Genomic DNA, 15,589 nt, shown 5'->3' with positions numbered 1-15,589 from the left:
GATGGCAAGGCGACGGGCTGCTGCCTCCATCTCTTTGCCCGCAGCAGCTATGTCGTCGTCGGTCGCACCGTCGCGCTCGCCCCAGGCATAGGCTTGGAAGTACTCGGTCCAGATGGCAGCCAGGCGGGCTCGGGGCAGCGCTTTGCAATCTGCGAAGGTCCGGCTCGATCGGAGCAGGCGCTGGGCAGCCTGGGCGGCTGTTCCGGCGGCGGCGGTCGGCCCGGCGACTATAGCGGCGATCATCTATGGCTGGAGCGCGTCGAGCATCCTGGTTGTGCTCCGAAGTGCCCCATGGCTACCGCTGGCGCCTTTTGGGTTTGCCGGCGCTGCGATCTTGGGCGCGGGGGTCTGCGGTGTCCTGGCGTCTCGGGCAGCCGACGTCCGCAAGCCGATTGCCGCGGCCGCGCTTGCCGGCCTGGTGGTGCTGGGCGCGGTGCGCAACCTGCCTGTCTTCCTGGCGGGCCCGGTGCTCGCCACAGATGGCCGGTCGCTCGCTGGCACGCTGGTCTGGCTGCGGCCTGCCCCTGGTGGGACGCGGATCGAGGTGCTCGGCGGGAGCGGCGCATTCCGACGCGGCGAGGCCCTGGAATATCACGGCTCCTCTGCCGAACGGCTCGTTCGGGGCAGGGGCTGACCTTTCTCTCCTTGTGCCGCTGCTGTGCGGAGATTGAGTAAATCCCTTTCAAATCAATGCCTTCATGACTTGACGTCGTGGCATCGTGGCATCATGGCTTGCTAATCGCATGACGCTACGAAACCACGATACCATGGCATGATGGCATATCGGTGCTGAAAAACCACAGTGCCAATGTCTCACCGATGTCGATGCCAGAATCACTAGCGTCACCGGCCATCGCTCTGCACCATGACGCCGCGGCACCGTGGCGCGAGGACGCCACGATCTAGCGGTGCCGTACAACCTCAACATCATGGGGGCATGGCGCCATGGCATCTAAACTCGACCGCATTCAACGACTGACCGAAGGCCTACAGAACTTGCCGGAGCCACCCCAAGAGCCGGCCAAGCCGAAGCGGGAACGGGGGGTGCCGGTCAACCTACGCATGCCGGACGCGCTCCTGGCACGCTATGCGGCCGAGGCTGGCCGGCGCTCCGTCACCACAGGCCGGACCGTCACGGCCCAAACAGTGATGCTGGAGATCCTGACCGCCGGGCTGCCGGTAGATGGCTAAGGTCATCGCCCTGGTTGGGTCCAAGGGTGGCTCGGGCAAATCGACAGCGGCGCACCTTATTGCTCATGGGTGCGGGAGCCTTGCCCGACCGATCCCGACCATCGTACTGACCACCGACCCAGAGGAGCACCCTCGCACTGACCGCCGCCGCTATGCTGTCGCGGATGGCCGGACCAGGGATGCCCTGCTGAGCCAGATGCGGAAGCTGCTGCAGGTAGAGCGGCTTTTAATCCTTCTGGACGGTGCGGCGGCACGGCCTGACCTGGACAAGGTGGTGGCCGAAGTCGCCGACTTGGCGGTGCTGCCATTCAAGCCGGCGGCACAGGATGTGGAGCGGGCGGCCGACAACTTGAAACGACTGTCTGACGCGGTGGCGCTGCCCATGGACTGGCCCGCGTTGCCGGCGACAGCTAAGCGGGCCCGTCGCTACCTGAATGCAGTGCCTGAGGACCGGCGACTGCCCCCATTCAAGCACATTCCCCGCCTTTCAGACCTCCTGGGGGACAGCTATGCCGAGGCAGCCTACGACCTGGCGTCACCGGCTCGGGGCTTGGCGCTCGAGGTGCTCGCGCGGGCAGGGATCGACCCTGACGATCTCACGGAGCCACGGTAGCATGGCACCAGATATCCACAATGTCGTGGCACCATGATATTATGGTTGCACCGAAAAGGCGCGAGGCAGGCAGACTGGCGTCTGCCACTAGGACAAGGTGAGATTCCCGGTTCTTCCTAGCTCGCCCCGCCCGGGATAGATGCGGCATGAAAATGAGTGCTGGCTATGCACGGCGGGGCGAGGAATGATCACCTCGGGTGGCGCATCACCTCCATCACCAAAACTCAGGGCAGCGGGTCGTAAAATCGCAGTACCTCGGGCTTTTTAGCCTGCACTGGAGGGGGCCAAGCGCTGTAGGCAACACCGCACGCTGTTGTCGCAATGACCGCCAAAACGATGAGGATGAGACGGGTCAGGAGCATAGAGCGCCACCACAACTCATGGCTGGGATGCGGCGATGTTTGCCTAAACTACTCAACCTTAGATAATCACAGAGAGGTTAGTGCTGACTACCTGGGCGGCGCTGGATCGCTGAACATGCGAAGGTGGCTGAGCGTTTAACCGCGGTTTCGGCGATTGAAGAAGCGCTGGCCCTGCAACCGCGTGACGGCCTCCGTAACTGCCGGACATCCAGCGCCGTCTACAGACTTTCTGGCGCGATCGAAGGGCATGTCACCGTCCCACACTTGGCGGTCAAACGCACTCTCAGGCCCGACATCTCGGGATTCCCGAGAAGCGGACCATGCCAAGGGTGCGAGGGCCGAACTCGACCTGGAGATGATCAGGTCTGCTGTAGCTAATCCGCCCTGAGGATTGCTCCCCAGGGCGGCTTTTTGCCTCAGCGGTTCGTCGTGCCCAGCGCGCGGCTGACTGCCGTGCCGCGAGGGTTGGCGCGAGTGCCGTCAGACTGGCCGGGATAAGCGCCCGAAGTGTTAGTGCCAGCCGTGCGGTCGACCGCGCGGGAGGCAACCGTGCCAGAGGGGTTGCCAGGCGTGCCGTCCGGACGGCCGGCAGCATTCAATGGGTCGCTAGCCAGAGCGCGGGAAGTGGCAGTACCGGGCGGGTTACCGGGAGTGCCATCCGGGCGGCCAGCGGTGTTCAACGGGTCCGGCTGTGTGCAAGCAGTGAGGGCACTGAGAACAAGCAGTCCTACGCCGGCACGAAAGAAGGAAAGTGACATCAGCGTTTCTCCATCAGGGATAAGCCAGGGTTATGCGGCGCTGCCCTAATGCGAGATGATACGTCTCTATGGTTGCGATAGATAGATATTATACGCGCTGAAGATGTTTATTAATTGGCAATCAACTCGCTAAGCATTTTCTCAGGCCCGGTTTGCGAAAGAACGAGGGCTGCTAACGACCCCTCTTCCCCAGAATATCTCCGTTTACCTGCTGCGCTTTAACCAGGTAATTAGGACATAAAAGAGATAGAAGAACCACTTCTATTTCTGTATCTTCAGCGTCGAACCACTTGCCTTTGCAGAAATCAACGTCCCCAATAGTCAAAGTGATATCACCTGCATCCTCATACCCGACAGAGTACCGGGCTGGTGTATGATTGAGGTCACTTGCGACCAGAAGATGCTTGTCCATCGCTTCTTACCAAACTGATTAAGGTAGAACTCAATTACTGATCTCGGCTCATTTAAAGCCACGACTGCTAAGGAACGCTCATCCAGCCTCGCGGAACAACATTGCCTTTGTTTTCTCAACCCGAGACATGCACAGCGAGGGGAGGACCGATCACCACGAGCGGCGTTGCTCACAGGCCACCGTTGCCAAGCGATGATGGCGCCCAATGTCAGGCGGGGAGCGCAAAAAAGGCGCTGAGGTCCTCCAATGAGCCAAGAAAATGCGGTAGCGCGAGCCCTTGCCATTCGTGACCACTTGATGCCGCTGATCCGGGTGCACGGTGCCATGCTGGAAGTCAGCGGTGCGGCTGGCTACATGGCAGTGTGGAAAGCAGGAAGTTTCACCTGCACGGTCCGCAGCCCGTTCACGGCGTGGCCGGCCGAGGCACCACCGGATGCGGCTTATGACCAAGCCATATCGCGGCAGCGGGCAAAGCCGGCGCTGCCCTGGTGTCTGGAAGTATGGCACGGCCAGACGGTGCTGAACCTGCAATGGGCGGATGACGGCACAGTGGAGGTAGTCAGTTTCACCCGTGGCCCGTGGGAGAATGATGCTCTAGCCTTCCAAATCTGAGAACCGCCAGATGGAGCCCCCTTGCTGAGCTACTGAGCCACCCCGGCGGTGCTGGTGGCCATCGGGACGCTTTCCGGCGTGCTGATCGCCCGCGTCGTCTGAACTGGCCCGGAGCAGCAAAAGCGGCCGCTCCGCAGTCTTCCCCTTTACGGAGCGGCCGAGTTTGCTGTGCTTCGGGCCGGGACGCCCAACACATGCAGCCAAACACGCCTGTCACTCGCGAAGTTCCAAGGACACCAGCAGCGGCAACACAGGCCGGGGTGTCCGACTAGGTCGGTGGGCGGGGCAGGCAGCCCAGCGTCTGCCACTAGGTCAAGGTGAGATTCCCGGTTCTTCCTAGCTTGCCCCGCTCGGAAAAGATACGATGTTCAAACGGAAAGCGGATATGCACAGCAAGGCGAGGCCCAATCACCACGGACGGCGCTTCCCAGATGGTGATTAGACGGGATCTTTGCGAAAAGGCGGGAGACAGAAATAATCCTCAGAACAGTGAGGAAGAATGCCTGTGCTGAGCGCTAATCTGTCGGTCGGGACAGTCTTGAAGCTCACCACAGCGTTAGTGTTGGGGCTGGCGCTTGCCTTGGCTGTTACCGCCACTACCACACCAGCGCTGTCGGAGCGCACCAAATCTGCGCTGATCTTGCTGGCCTCGGCCGCTACCGCACTTGCAGTGCTGCGTCGTGTGGGGGCCCTGAAATCATGGAGTTAGCGCGATCGAGGCAAGCCTCTCCTAACACGCGATAAACACCGCTTCCGGAGCCTTTTTCGGACTTGCCCCAATCCGCGCAAGTCGCTGATAATTGGGTATGTCCGAGCTCGCCCTGCTGCCCGACGCCGAGGTCGCCCGCGCCGCCGGCTATGCCCGCCAGGCGCTGGCGCCGGCCACGCTCGCCGCCTATACCGCGGACTGGGCCGACTTCTCCGCGTGGTGCCAGAGCCGCGGCGTGTCAGCGCTGCCGGCCGCGCCGACGGCGGTGGCGGCCTACCTGGCCGCCCTGGCCATCACCCACGCCGGCGCCACTCTGCGCCGCCGGCTCGCTGCCATCGGCCGCGCCCACCGCATGGCCGGCCACCCCTGGTCGGGGTCGCACCCGGCGCTGCGCGACACCCTCGCCGGCATCGCCCGCCAGCACGGCACGCCCCAGCGCCGCGCCGCGGCGATCGGCACCGCCGAGATCCGTAAGCTGGTCGCCACCTGCCGCGACGGGCTCACCGGCACCCGCGACCGGGCGCTCCTGCTGCTCGGCTTCGCCGCAGCGCTGCGGCGGAGCGAGCTGGTCGCGGTCGAGCGCGAGCACCTGACCTTCACGCCCGAGGGCCTGCGCCTGCTGATCCCGCGCGCCAAGGCCGACCAGGAGGGGAGGGGGACCGAACTCGGCCTCCCGCGCGGCCGCAAAGCCGAGACCTGCCCGGTGCGGGCCATGGAGGCGTGGCTGCAGGCCTCCGCCTGCCGCTACGGCCCGGTGTTCCGCAAGATCGACCGCTGGGGCAGCGTCGAGACCGCCGCGCTGCACCCCTATGCCCTGCCCAGGATCCTGGCGCGGCGGTTGGCCCTGGCCGGCATCAAACCCGCCGGGCTCGAGCGGCTGTCGCTGCACGGGCTGCGGGCGGGCTTCATCACCGAGGCCTACAAAGCCGGCGCGCGCGACGAGACCATCATGGAACACAGCCGCCACAAGGACATCCGCACCATGCGCGGCTATGTCCGGCGGGCGAAGCTCGTCGACGAGAGCCCGGCCGGACTGGTCGGGCTCTAGCGCCGGGCGGCGTGGAGGACCGAACGGTCGCTCTCGTTGCGCAGCTTGGACAGGCTCTGGACCGAGTTTTCCGGAGCCGCCGAGTTCGACCCAACGGAAACTCTCCAGCATGTCTCACATAAACTCCCGCCGAGCGCCAACCCGCTAGCCGCTGGCGCTGCTGGCGCGGCCGTAGCCCCAATCAGCTGCCGTCTCCGGCGACTTGGCTGGGCGGCACTTGCCGCCGCGCCCATTCGGGCGATCAGCCGACTTCGTCCGCCGCAGGGCACGCCTCACCAGGGTTGGTGTGACAGGCGCCGCCTCGCCTGACACACTCCTCTGAAATCCAGGGGAGAACCGCCATGCACGACATCGTCTTCCGCGACGCGCTGATCGTGGACGGCACTGGCGCCGCGCCCTTCGCCGGCGACCTTGCCGTCGAGGGCGACCGGATTGTCCAAGTCGGCGGCAAGGCCGCGGCCGGTCGGCGGGAGGTCCGTGCCGGCGGCCGGCTGGTCACGCCGGGTTGGGTCGATATCCATACCCATTATGATGGCCAGGCGACCTGGGACCCGGTGTTGCGGCCCTCCTCGAACCACGGCGTGACCACGGTGATCTTCGGCAACTGCGGCGTCGGCTTCGCCCCGGCCCGCTGCGAGCACCACCAAGCGCTGATCGACCTGATGGAGGGCGTCGAAGAGGTCCCGGGCGTTGTCTTCACGGAAGGTCTGCGCTGGGACTGGGAGAGCTTCGGCGAGTACCTCGACACGCTGGGCCGCATGCCTCGCACCGTCGATGTCGGCACGCAGCTCGCCCACCATCCACTCCGCGTCTACGTCATGGGCGAGCGCGCGATCCGGCGCGAAGCGGCAACGGCCGAGGACATCGCCGCGATGGAGCGCCTTGCCGCCGAGGCTCTGCGCGCCGGCGCCTTCGGCATCACGACAAGCCGCACCGACCAGCACATGACCCGCGCCGGGGAGCAGGTGCCGGGGCGCTATTCCGACCATGCGGAGCTGATGGGGCTGGCGCGCGCGCTCAGGGCCGCAGGCCGTGGCGCGCTCGGCCTCAATGCCGATTTCGAGGACGTGAACGCTGAGTTCGCCTGGATGCGCGACTTCGCCCGCACCAGCGGCCGGCCGCTCTACTTCCTGCATTTCGACCGCGCGCATGACCGCGCGCGCCTGCCGCGCATCACCGCGGCAATCCGCGCCGCCCGCGCCGAGGGGCTTGCGCTGACCGGACAGGTCGGCGGGCGACCGGCGGGGCTACTGCTCGGCCTCTCGACCGACCTCAACCCCTTCATCCTGCGCGAGAGCTTCGCGGAGCTTGCCACCCTGCCGCTGCCGGAGCGGCTGGCCCACCTCCGCGATCCGGCGACGCGCGCGCGCATCCTTGCCGAGGAGGCCTCGCCTCGCCTGCTGCGGCTGCTGCCGCCCCTCTCCCGCTTCATCGCCACACGCTGGGAGGGGATGTTCGTGCTCGGCGAGCCGCCGAACTATGAGCCGACCGACGAGCGCAGCATCGCCGCCATGGCCGCGCGTGCGGGCCAGACGCCGCAGGCCTACTGCTACGATTACCTGACCGCCGGAGACGGCGGGCAGATGCTTTTCTTCCCGCTGGCCAACTACGCGACCGGCGACCACGCGGTGATCCGCGACCTGCTCTGCGACCCGCACACCGTCTTCGGCCTGTCGGACGGCGGTGCGCATTGCGGGTCGATCTGCGACGGCGCGATCCCGACCTTCATGCTGACCCACTGGGTGCGCGACCGCACCCGCGGGCCGCGCCTGCCGCTGGAGTTCGTCGTGAAGCGCATGACCAGCGAGACGGCAGACTTCATGGGCCTCTCCGACCGCGGCCGCCTGGCGCCGGGGCTGAAGGCGGACCTCAACCTGATCGACCTCGCGAGGCTCCGTGCGCACCACCCGGAGATGATCGCCGACCTGCCCGCCGGCGGGCGGCGGCTGATCCAGCGCGTGGAGGGCTACGGGATGACGATGGTCTCTGGCCTGCCGGTCTTCGAGGAGGGCGAAGAGACGGGGGCGCGGCCAGGCGTGCTGCTCCGGGCGGGGTAGCCGGCGTCGCCCATCCGCGTACTTGCCTCGTGCTTTCCTGGACTGCGGCCGGCACACACCGGCCGAGGTCGCGAATGCGGCCCGCTTGGCACGCGAAGGCGTACTCTCCGCGCACCTACGCGGTAGTGTGGCCGCCCTTCGGCTTCCGCCGGGATCGACCCTGAGCGGACCTTCGCGGTCGACGGTTGCGGCCGAAGGTCGCTCATCAGAGCGTTGTTGTCGGCGCCTGCCCCCGGCGACCCCGCGGCCTTACTGAGGCGAGGCCCGTCGCCAAACCGTGTGCAGGGTCACGCCACTCGGGGTCCTCGGGTTGCTGAAGGCCAGATCGGTCGGCGTCAGCGTCGTGATGGTGCGCCGCTGCGGCGTGCTGCCCATCAGGTTCGTGTAGGTGCTGCCCACGAGCGTCAGCGAGATCTCCCGCGCGGCCTCGTTGACGGTGTAGGTCCCGTAGTAGGCGATCGAGTCCCGCACCACCGTCATGGCCTCCTCCGGCGTCGCCCGCGCGCGGTCGTTGGACGCCAGCCGGGGAAGTTCCGCCGTTGATTGGAACAGCGAGAAATGGCCGTCAGCGGTGAAGATCATGATGCCCTTGGGGTTGGCGCCGAAGGGTTCGCCCCGGGTTCCGTTGTCACTCTGGCTCACCACTGACACGAAGGTCCAAGCGCCGACGATCCCGTCCTTGATGGAGGTCGCCTGCGCCCAGGCGCTCAACGGTGCGAAGAGAGTGACGAAGAGGAACGCTGCAAGGCTTGGATACCGCACGGCGGTGGCTCCTTCCCGGACACATGAAGCCTATGCAATGTCGGACCGATACGGCAACTCTCTCTTGGTAGCCCCTGCTCGCGCGGTGCGGTCCCGTCAACGACGGGGTTTCCCCTTTCCCGGAAAGAATACCAGATCTTGGGTATGACCGCTTTCCGCCCTCTCCGGCGGTAGCCACAGCCGCTCCGATGCGGACATCCGCCAATTCTCCCCCAGGACCCGAGCCGCGACGGTCGCTCCCGCCCTGCGAGGCTGTCAGAGGCGCCGCTCTAGGAAGGTGCTGGTGGGCAATGCCCGATGCGGCGGGAACGGCTCGCGCGCCTTGTAGCCGGCGCGCCCATACAGGATCTGCGCCTCTGTGTTGCGGGTGCCGACCTCAAGCAGGAGCGCGCCGGCGCCGAGGCGTCTCGCCTCGGCCTCCGCCGCGAAAAGCAGCGCGGCGCCGACGCCCTGCCCTCGCACCCGTTCGTCCACGATCATGCGCCGGAGCTCGGCGGTGCCGTCGCCACGCTCGAGCACGATGCACAGGCCAACTGCAACGCCGCCCCGGCGCGCGACCAGGAGGTGGGTGCCGAGCTCCGCCAGGGCTTCGGGCGTGGTCGGACGCCGGCATCCGCCCGGGTAAAGCCGGGCCGCGATGGCGTCCGATTGTGCCAGCAGGTCCGCGATCCCCGCCTGCGACGGGCCTTCCGCCCCGACAATCACCACCTCGGCCATCGTGCGAGCATGCCAGGGTGGACCGGCCGCGGACCAGGCTCGGTTGATGACGGTCCGGTTTCCGCCCCGTCTCCTCCTAACACGCGTTCTGCCCTGCTTACCGCGCCTTAGTCGGGGCTTGCCGCAATGGCGGTCGGCCGCGGTATTGCGGTGCACGCTTCCCCACTCCCGGGTGCATCAGGCGCCAGGCTTCCAGGTCAGGGTGACCTTTACGTTGCCCTCGATTGCGGTCCTAGCAATCAGAGCATCCGCGCCGGCGGTGAACTTGATGCCAAACTCCAAGACAACCTGCTCGGGCTTGGCCGTGAGGTCCTGGAGTTGGGTCATTAGCGCTTCGACTGCAGGCCTAACCTGCGCCACGGCGCTCTCGAAGCTTTCTTTCGCCTTCTCGGCGACGTTGCGGGCTACCGGCCGGGTACCGACCTGCGGATCGTCAACCTCGACCAACACCGTGCCGACGCCAGCAACAGGAAATTCGACCAGTCGACTGCCCACTACACCGTTTCCCTCTATTATCGATAATAGTCCCGAAATTCACGGGGTCTTGTCAAAAGCTATCGAGCCCAGCACTCATCTACCAACGACGTTCCGAAACGCTAAAAGGCTTCGGGACAAGAAAATCCAGAAAAAAGGCGCATATCAAACGGGTTTTCGCTGCTTGCGGCTCGTAACCGAAGGCGCAACACGTGGCCCTCCGCAACGAGTTCAGTCTCGAGTACCTCTGATTGCCGCGTTCGCACGACGCGGCCCTCCTCCTGTAAGAGCCGGAGAAGGGCCCAAGGTCCCTCCTTTGTAATTGTCACCGTGGATCCACCCCCTATAGGCGCGAAGCTCATGCGGATGGTGCTTGTGTCTGACGGCCCAGGCCAGGAAAGGGATACAGTGCGGGGTGGGCCATGCGCGTAGCGCAGATCTTGACCATCAACGTCAAGCGTCGCGGCCGAGGCGGCACTGCTGAGCGACAAAGGCGTCAGACTAAACAACAGCTTGGAGCCGGAGCCATTCGGAAAGAGCGCTGACGATATACGTCGGGCACGTGCGAGTTGGGCAAGCGGTCCTGACTGTAAACCGATGCTCTGTGTATCGTACCAAGGTTGGCGCGTTGTATCGACGAAACTCGCAAGGTGGGCTTTGAAGAAGGTCTCGATTAGACCGCTCGGCCCGAAAAGGCGTGCAACGTCGTCGAGTGAAGCGTCGATGCGGCTGCTCGGAGCGAACGGGAATTTTCCAGCAGTAACAGCACGGCAGACGGGCAGTATGTCAGTGCGCCAGCGCTCATTCAGCCGCTGCCGAACCCCAGAACTCGCCAGACTCACGGCTTCCCCCAGGCTTTCCAGCATCCAATTGACGGGCACGGGCAAGCGCCTCGCAACTTGGGCGAGCTGGACCGCGCTCGTCTTTCCCACTCCCGAGAATGCTTCCGTGGGATTGGGGGAGGCGGCAGCTTCGGCCATTTTTGCCTGCAGCGTGTCAAGTACCGAAAGCACCTCGTCGAGCGCTGGGCGGGCACCATTTACGCCCTCAATGAGTTCCCGCAGATAAGAAAAGCTCGTAGTCACTGGCTCACCAGACAGATCCACGGGTGTGGCCGAATTAGGCCGTACAAGTTTAGCGAGCCTGTCGAGCCCCCTGTTCTCCCAGTGCGGAGCGTTCCTCTCAACGGGCCCGTGCTTTTCCAACGGGGTCGGTCCCAACCTCGCTGTTAACCCCGTCTCGTGGACTACGGCTTGTATTAGCAATCTTAGAGGAGAAGTTGGACCGGATAGTACCCGCATTGCCTCGACTGCCTGATCGAGGGTTGTAGGGGCGATGATAACTACATCTCGCAACGTATAGTCCCAAATCTTGATGAAATCTTCATAATATAGGCGCAGCATTTCTTCTTTTAGCTTTAAAATGTCTGCGTCTGATGTGTCGGGCGTCCCGCGACCACTAAGCAACCAGTGCTCGGCATAGATGCCGCGCGCAACGTCGTCCAGCAAAGGCAGGAACACCCGATGGAAGCCGTCAAAGGTAAAGATGGCGGGTATCTCCGTACCAAGCGGCTGACCAGAACGCCTAGTGAGTGTCCTGCTGGCACTTGGGCCGGCATGATCTGTCACTCGCCAGCCCGGCAGCGCTCTAACGCCTGGATTGCTGACAAGTGCAGTATATCCCCGCTTCGGGAGCGACACACGAGCGAGCGCAGCCTGCGCATCGGCAACGAGGCGTGCGTCGAGCGTCGGCCTTTCCCGCGTCTCCAACTCGGGCAGCAAGTCGGCAAGCGCCGTTACATGGTGCATCGCCGCTCTAATAAACTCCGAACGAGGTGCTATCTCCGACGCGAAGAACTGCTCCAGGAGCACTCGATCAATCGGCACACTGCCCGCGAGGGACAGATAGACCCTGAGAGCTTCTAGCACGTAGTTCGCATCATGCAATCGCGCTTGGATTCTACCCTCGGTTGCTAACACGAGACGGGGCAGTAGGAGCTTCGCCAAGGCGGACCGGTACGCGGCGTTGAGCTGCGCCTCAAGCGTTGCACGTTGCGATAGCGCGATGTGCAGGCCAGTGGAACTTGGTCGCTCATGCTCCGCTTTAAGGCCGCTCAGCTGGTCTAGCAGTGGCAGGACGGCCGTGAAATTTGCATCGGCCACGGTGAGCCGAGTGTGTGCAAAGGGCCGCGCTTGCTGCGACCACGCCTCAAGAGCGGCCTCAACTTCCACGTTGCGGGCGCGACTTGCAGCGTAACTCCAGCCGAGTGCACCGGTAATACCAACAGTGAGGAGGCCGAGGAACGCAAGCACCGCGCCGCGCAGATGCCGACGTTGTTGCTGTCTGTTACGAGTGAGGTCATGTCCAGCTAGCTCAGCCTCACGAAAAATCACGTCTTTAAACAGCTGGCGCAGAAAAAAGCTGCGGTCACCGTTAAATCTTTCAATACCAAGTGGTGCCTCTTTAATCCCTATTATCTGTGATACAACTTTGCTGATAGAGTCAATCGGAGTACCAACTTGGCTTCCGCTTACAAAATATATGCCCCGCAACCATGACCCGTTTTCGAACCTCGACGGACCGAAACAGTATTCGGTACAATGCAAAACTGCCTCGAAAAGATTTGCAACCTGACTGGGAAATTTAAAGATTTGTGCGCGCCATCTCGGATCGGGCTCGGATTCGAGCCGTTCTAAGAGGCGGCGATCTAATTGTGCTATCAGCCCAGCAAGCGCCTCGTTCAGCTTCAACCGTGAAGGCACGTTGGTTTGGCCAGGAATATGGTCGAACGTGTGGCCCCAGACTTGGCGGCGTTGAGCCTCACTTAGGTCACCGAAGAATGGCTCAAATCCTGCTATAAGGTCCGACTTCGTGACAAGGAGATAAACTGGAAGGCGCATGCAGAGGCGGCCTTCTATCTCTTGCAGGCGGGCTCGGATTCGACCAAAGGTCTGGTCGCCGGTCAGGAGAAGATTAGTTGGAATTGCAACGATAATTCCACTTAATGGCTGCTGCGGCCGGTATTTGCTGAGCATGTCGAGAAGACCGAGCCATACTGACTTGTCAACTTCGGGATTGTTGTCCTGTGTGGAATAACGGCCAGCAGTGTCGATCAGGACAGCGTCGTCGGTGAGGATCCAGTCACAGTATGTCGTGCCGCCGACTGTGCGGATTTGAGACTGCTCGAAAGGAAGGTCCAGGCCGGCCTGCAGAATAGCTGTGGTCTTCCCTGAGCCGGGTGGGCCAATCATTACATACCAGGGCAGGTCGTACAGCCAGCGCCGTCTCCGTTTCATATTGGACCGGGCACGTCTGAGATGTCTGAGCGCGTCTACAAACCGCGTTTGCAACTCGGCAAACTCAAGCGAACCCGAGCTCTCCTTGGACTGGGGTCCGGCTAAAGCCGCAACCAGCTCTTTCCTCGCTCGATGCGTGCGCAGTTGGGTCCAAAGGTTGCAAGTGCCCCAGGCGACGATGATGCAAAGAATGGCGACCAGGCGCGCCACCGGGCTTTCGAGCGGGCGCTCGTCGCCGATTTCGACGATGTCTCCGAAAGCCCAAATGAGTAGAGAGAGGATGCACGCTCCGACAAACTCCCAAAACTCTCGGGCACGTAGGACGAAGAGGGCCGATGCGAGCAAGCTCATTCCAGAGATTCCCGGATCGAGTCACGGGTCGGGGTGATGGGCGGCAGCGCTGTCACTGGAGGACAAGAATTTCGACGCGACGGTTTCGGTTCCGGCCATCCTCAGTAGTGTTCGAAGCGACGGGCTCCGAATCCGCTCGGCCAGCAACATGTAAGGAGGCGGTACGAAGAATTGGCCGAATCACGGCGGCAACGGCCTCCGCCCGTGCCCTCGAGAGTTCCCAGTTGTTCGAGAAGCGCACAGTGCGGATAGGGATGTTGTCGGTATGCCCTACCACCTCAATCTTGCCTTCTGTATCCTTTAAAATTGTCGCCAAGCAGGCAATGAGCGGCTCGACTGTCGGCTGAAGTTCGGCTCTGCCCGATGCAAACAGGCCAGCACTTGCCAAGCGGATCCGCAATCCTTGCAGGCCTTCGAACACGGTGTCAGGCTGAGCCCGCATCGACTCCGGCAAGCAGCCCCTGAGTTGCGGCTCGATGGTCAACGTGCGCGGCACGAGGGGCACGAGCAGCGTCGCTGGCGCTTGACGGACAATGCTGATAGGGCCTGCAGGCGGTAAAGACGATACTATGGCATCCAACCGCTCACCGTCGCCTCCTAGCCGGATAGAGAGAGCGGTATATACGAGCACAATAAGTGCGAGCGTTGCGCTTACGAAGACCCAGAGCGGGATTTGGCGGACAATCGGCATGCTTGGGGTGTCTGCGCCGCGCCAGTGAGGAGAGAGAACACCTTCGTCCGCCCCATCCAAGCGGCGCAGCACCGAAAAGATGTCGGCGTGAATTCGTTGGAGAGCGCTCCGTCCGTGCGGTATCAGGCGGTATCGACCTTCAAAGCCGAGTGCAAGGCAGGCGAACATTAGCTCCAAAACTGGCCGATGGCGCTCGGGCTGAATGCTCGCTTGTTCCAGATAACTGAAAAACTGCTCTCCGGTACCGGCGTCGTGATGCAGGGCAGCGGCAAGAGTGTTTGACCTCCACATGCTGTGCGCGCCCCACGGCGTATTAAGGACCACGTCGTCAAAAAATGCGCAGAGCGTGTAATGGCCGACGAAAACGAGTTTTTGGTCCAGGCCGCTCGCCTGAGCCCGTTCGGTAAAGATGCACAACTCGCTCTCGATGTGGATTCGGAGCTGCTCCGGGGGGGCGGGGGGCGTGTAGGCGCGGAGAAGCGGTACCAGTGCAAGTAAGCCGAACGCGTATTCCACAAGCGGCCCACGACCTGGTGTGCCTGGGATAGACGCGAGGCTGCCGATTTGATGTGGCGGAGCTGGCTGGCTTGGCTCGGGTTCCAGCGAGGGCCTGTCAGTTGGACAACCGCCCGGCATGGGCTGGGCGGCCTCAGGCCGTTTGCTGTCCGCCAAGCCAAACGGATCGTCGTCGGATGCCATACCTCACCCGCGCTCCCTTCCGTGGCCATCCTCATTCGCAAACGGCCCAGCTTTCAATCGACGCTCTCGCACAATCCTGCGGAAAATTGGTTAACTTATCGGTCCTCATTGAGTGTTCCGATTGCGTGCTGATTTCCGGTGGGTAGTGCCTACCAGCAGGGCGGCGCCGCCTGACGTGTGTCTTGCGGGTCGACCTTTGCCGCTGCAGCTAATCCATACGCGACCTTCTGGGCTGGTGATAAACAGCGCGGCAGCCGTGCGGCTGCGGTGGACACCAGTTCCTCACGCGAGGCGAAGGTGTCCCACATGCGGGCGGTACCATCAGCCGAAGCGGTTGCCAGACGCCGTCCTTCCTGCGTAAAGACGACATCAAGCACCGCGCCGTCGTGCCCACGCAGCAGGGCCAGCTCGCGCCCGTCCTCCGTATCCCACAGGCGGGCTGTGCGGTCTCGCGCGACGCTGGCAAGACGGCGTCCATCCGGTGAGAAAGCGGCCCGGAGGACCTCGCCCCCGTGCCCGCGCAGCAGAGCCAGCTCGCGCCCGTCCTGCGTATCCCACAGACGCGCCGTGCCGTCCGCCGAGGCGGTAGCCAGGCGGTGTCCATCCGGCGAGAAGGCGACCGAGTGCACCGCGCCCCCGTGCCCCCGCAGCAAGAGCTCGCGCCCGTCCTGCGTATCCCACAGACGCGCCGTGCCGTCCGCCGAGGCGGTAGCCAGGCGGCGTCCGTCCGGCGAGAAGGCGACCGAGTGCACCGCGCCCCCGTGCCCCCGCAGCAAGAGCTCGCGCCCGTCCTGCGTATCCCACAGACGCGCCGTGCCGTCCGCCGAGGCGGTAGCC

At 63.7% G+C, this 15,589-nt stretch carries 14 protein-coding genes; 6 read left to right on the top strand and 8 right to left on the bottom strand.

Annotated features, from left to right (window positions below; all coding sequences use genetic code 11):
• The coding region (locus E2C06_RS38930) for a hypothetical protein (RefSeq protein ID WP_206664776.1) at positions 1-243 on the bottom strand (243 nt) is incomplete at its 3' end.
• 91 nt (positions 244-334) lie between these two features.
• Here E2C06_RS38930 and E2C06_RS31430 point away from each other — a divergent pair.
• The 3 genes from E2C06_RS31430 (at position 335) to E2C06_RS31425 (ending at position 1,804) form a co-directional block, all read left to right on the top strand.
• Complete coding sequence (locus E2C06_RS31430) at positions 335-634, top strand: hypothetical protein (RefSeq protein WP_133292526.1); 300 nt, start codon at positions 335-337, stop codon at positions 632-634.
• Between the two features lie 428 nt (positions 635-1,062).
• Complete coding sequence (locus E2C06_RS40500; protein ID WP_277751905.1) at positions 1,063-1,191, top strand: hypothetical protein; 129 nt, start codon at positions 1,063-1,065, stop codon at positions 1,189-1,191.
• 196 nt (positions 1,192-1,387) lie between these two features.
• Positions 1,388-1,804 (top strand): hypothetical protein, encoded by a 417-nt coding sequence (locus tag E2C06_RS31425; RefSeq protein ID WP_133292525.1) that lies wholly within the window; start codon positions 1,388-1,390, stop codon positions 1,802-1,804.
• A 1,292-nt stretch (positions 1,805-3,096) separates the two neighbouring features.
• Here the strand turns inward: E2C06_RS31425 and E2C06_RS38075 are convergent.
• Entirely contained in the window at positions 3,097-3,336 is a 240-nt protein-coding gene (locus tag E2C06_RS38075; protein WP_165982783.1) for a hypothetical protein, read from the bottom strand.
• Positions 3,337-3,582: 246 nt separating this feature from the next.
• Between E2C06_RS38075 and E2C06_RS31420 the strand changes: the two genes are divergently transcribed.
• The 3 genes from E2C06_RS31420 to E2C06_RS31410 all read left to right on the top strand — a co-directional run bounded on the left by E2C06_RS31420 (position 3,583) and on the right by E2C06_RS31410 (position 7,762).
• On the top strand, positions 3,583-3,948 hold the full coding sequence (locus E2C06_RS31420) for a hypothetical protein (RefSeq protein ID WP_133292524.1): 366 nt from the start codon (positions 3,583-3,585) through the stop codon (positions 3,946-3,948).
• Between the two features lie 806 nt (positions 3,949-4,754).
• Complete coding sequence (locus tag E2C06_RS31415; RefSeq protein WP_133292523.1) at positions 4,755-5,705, top strand: tyrosine-type recombinase/integrase; 951 nt, start codon at positions 4,755-4,757, stop codon at positions 5,703-5,705.
• Between the two features lie 341 nt (positions 5,706-6,046).
• Positions 6,047-7,762 carry an N-acyl-D-amino-acid deacylase family protein gene (locus E2C06_RS31410; protein WP_133292522.1) on the top strand — a complete coding sequence of 572 codons (1,716 nt, stop codon included), beginning with the start codon at positions 6,047-6,049 and terminating at the stop codon, positions 7,760-7,762.
• Between the two features lie 249 nt (positions 7,763-8,011).
• Here E2C06_RS31410 and E2C06_RS31405 read toward each other — a convergent pair whose 3' ends face one another.
• The 6 genes from E2C06_RS31405 to E2C06_RS31380 all read right to left on the bottom strand — a co-directional run.
• Complete coding sequence (locus E2C06_RS31405; protein ID WP_133292521.1) at positions 8,012-8,524, bottom strand: lipocalin-like domain-containing protein; 513 nt, start codon at positions 8,522-8,524, stop codon at positions 8,012-8,014.
• Positions 8,525-8,779: 255 nt separating this feature from the next.
• Positions 8,780-9,241, bottom strand: a complete 462-nt coding sequence (locus E2C06_RS31400) for a GNAT family N-acetyltransferase (RefSeq protein ID WP_133292520.1) — start codon at positions 9,239-9,241, stop codon at positions 8,780-8,782.
• A 177-nt stretch (positions 9,242-9,418) separates the two neighbouring features.
• Entirely contained in the window at positions 9,419-9,736 is a 318-nt protein-coding gene (locus E2C06_RS31395) for a CU044_2847 family protein (RefSeq protein ID WP_133292519.1), read from the bottom strand.
• Between the two features lie 101 nt (positions 9,737-9,837).
• Positions 9,838-13,362: a type VI secretion system membrane subunit TssM gene (gene tssM, locus E2C06_RS31390; protein WP_133292518.1), complete on the bottom strand. Its 3,525-nt coding sequence runs from the start codon at positions 13,360-13,362 to the stop codon at positions 9,838-9,840.
• Positions 13,363-13,414: 52 nt separating this feature from the next.
• Complete coding sequence (icmH, locus tag E2C06_RS31385; RefSeq protein WP_241671556.1) at positions 13,415-14,689, bottom strand: type IVB secretion system protein IcmH/DotU; 1,275 nt, start codon at positions 14,687-14,689, stop codon at positions 13,415-13,417.
• A gap of 212 nt (positions 14,690-14,901) precedes the next feature.
• A partial coding sequence (locus E2C06_RS31380) for a WD40 repeat domain-containing protein (protein ID WP_133292516.1) occupies positions 14,902-15,589 on the bottom strand: 688 nt, incomplete at its 5' end.

Source organism: Dankookia rubra (genome assembly GCF_004355005.1).
Classification (GTDB): domain Bacteria; phylum Pseudomonadota; class Alphaproteobacteria; order Acetobacterales; family Acetobacteraceae; genus Paracraurococcus; species Paracraurococcus ruber_A.
The sequence above is the reverse complement of the archived record's forward strand: the minus strand, read 5'-3'. Positions and strand labels throughout refer to the sequence as shown.

Bases quoted from the DNA above. Each gene is read 5' to 3' on its own strand.
- E2C06_RS40500 (WP_277751905.1), top strand. From the start codon at position 1,063: ATGCCGGACGCGCTCCTGGCACGCTATGCGGCCGAGGCTGGCCGGCGC.
- E2C06_RS31425 (WP_133292525.1), top strand. From the start codon at position 1,388: ATGCGGAAGCTGCTGCAGGTAGAGCGGCTTTTAATCCTTCTGGACGGT.
- E2C06_RS38075 (WP_165982783.1), bottom strand. From the start codon at position 3,336: ATGGACAAGCATCTTCTGGTCGCAAGTGACCTCAATCATACACCAGCC.
- E2C06_RS31420 (WP_133292524.1), top strand. From the start codon at position 3,583: ATGAGCCAAGAAAATGCGGTAGCGCGAGCCCTTGCCATTCGTGACCAC.
- E2C06_RS31415 (WP_133292523.1), top strand. From the start codon at position 4,755: ATGTCCGAGCTCGCCCTGCTGCCCGACGCCGAGGTCGCCCGCGCCGCC.
- E2C06_RS31410 (WP_133292522.1), top strand. From the start codon at position 6,047: ATGCACGACATCGTCTTCCGCGACGCGCTGATCGTGGACGGCACTGGC.
- E2C06_RS31400 (WP_133292520.1), bottom strand. From the start codon at position 9,241: ATGGCCGAGGTGGTGATTGTCGGGGCGGAAGGCCCGTCGCAGGCGGGG.
- tssM (WP_133292518.1), bottom strand. From the start codon at position 13,362: ATGAGCTTGCTCGCATCGGCCCTCTTCGTCCTACGTGCCCGAGAGTTT.
- icmH (WP_241671556.1), bottom strand. From the start codon at position 14,689: ATGCCGGGCGGTTGTCCAACTGACAGGCCCTCGCTGGAACCCGAGCCA.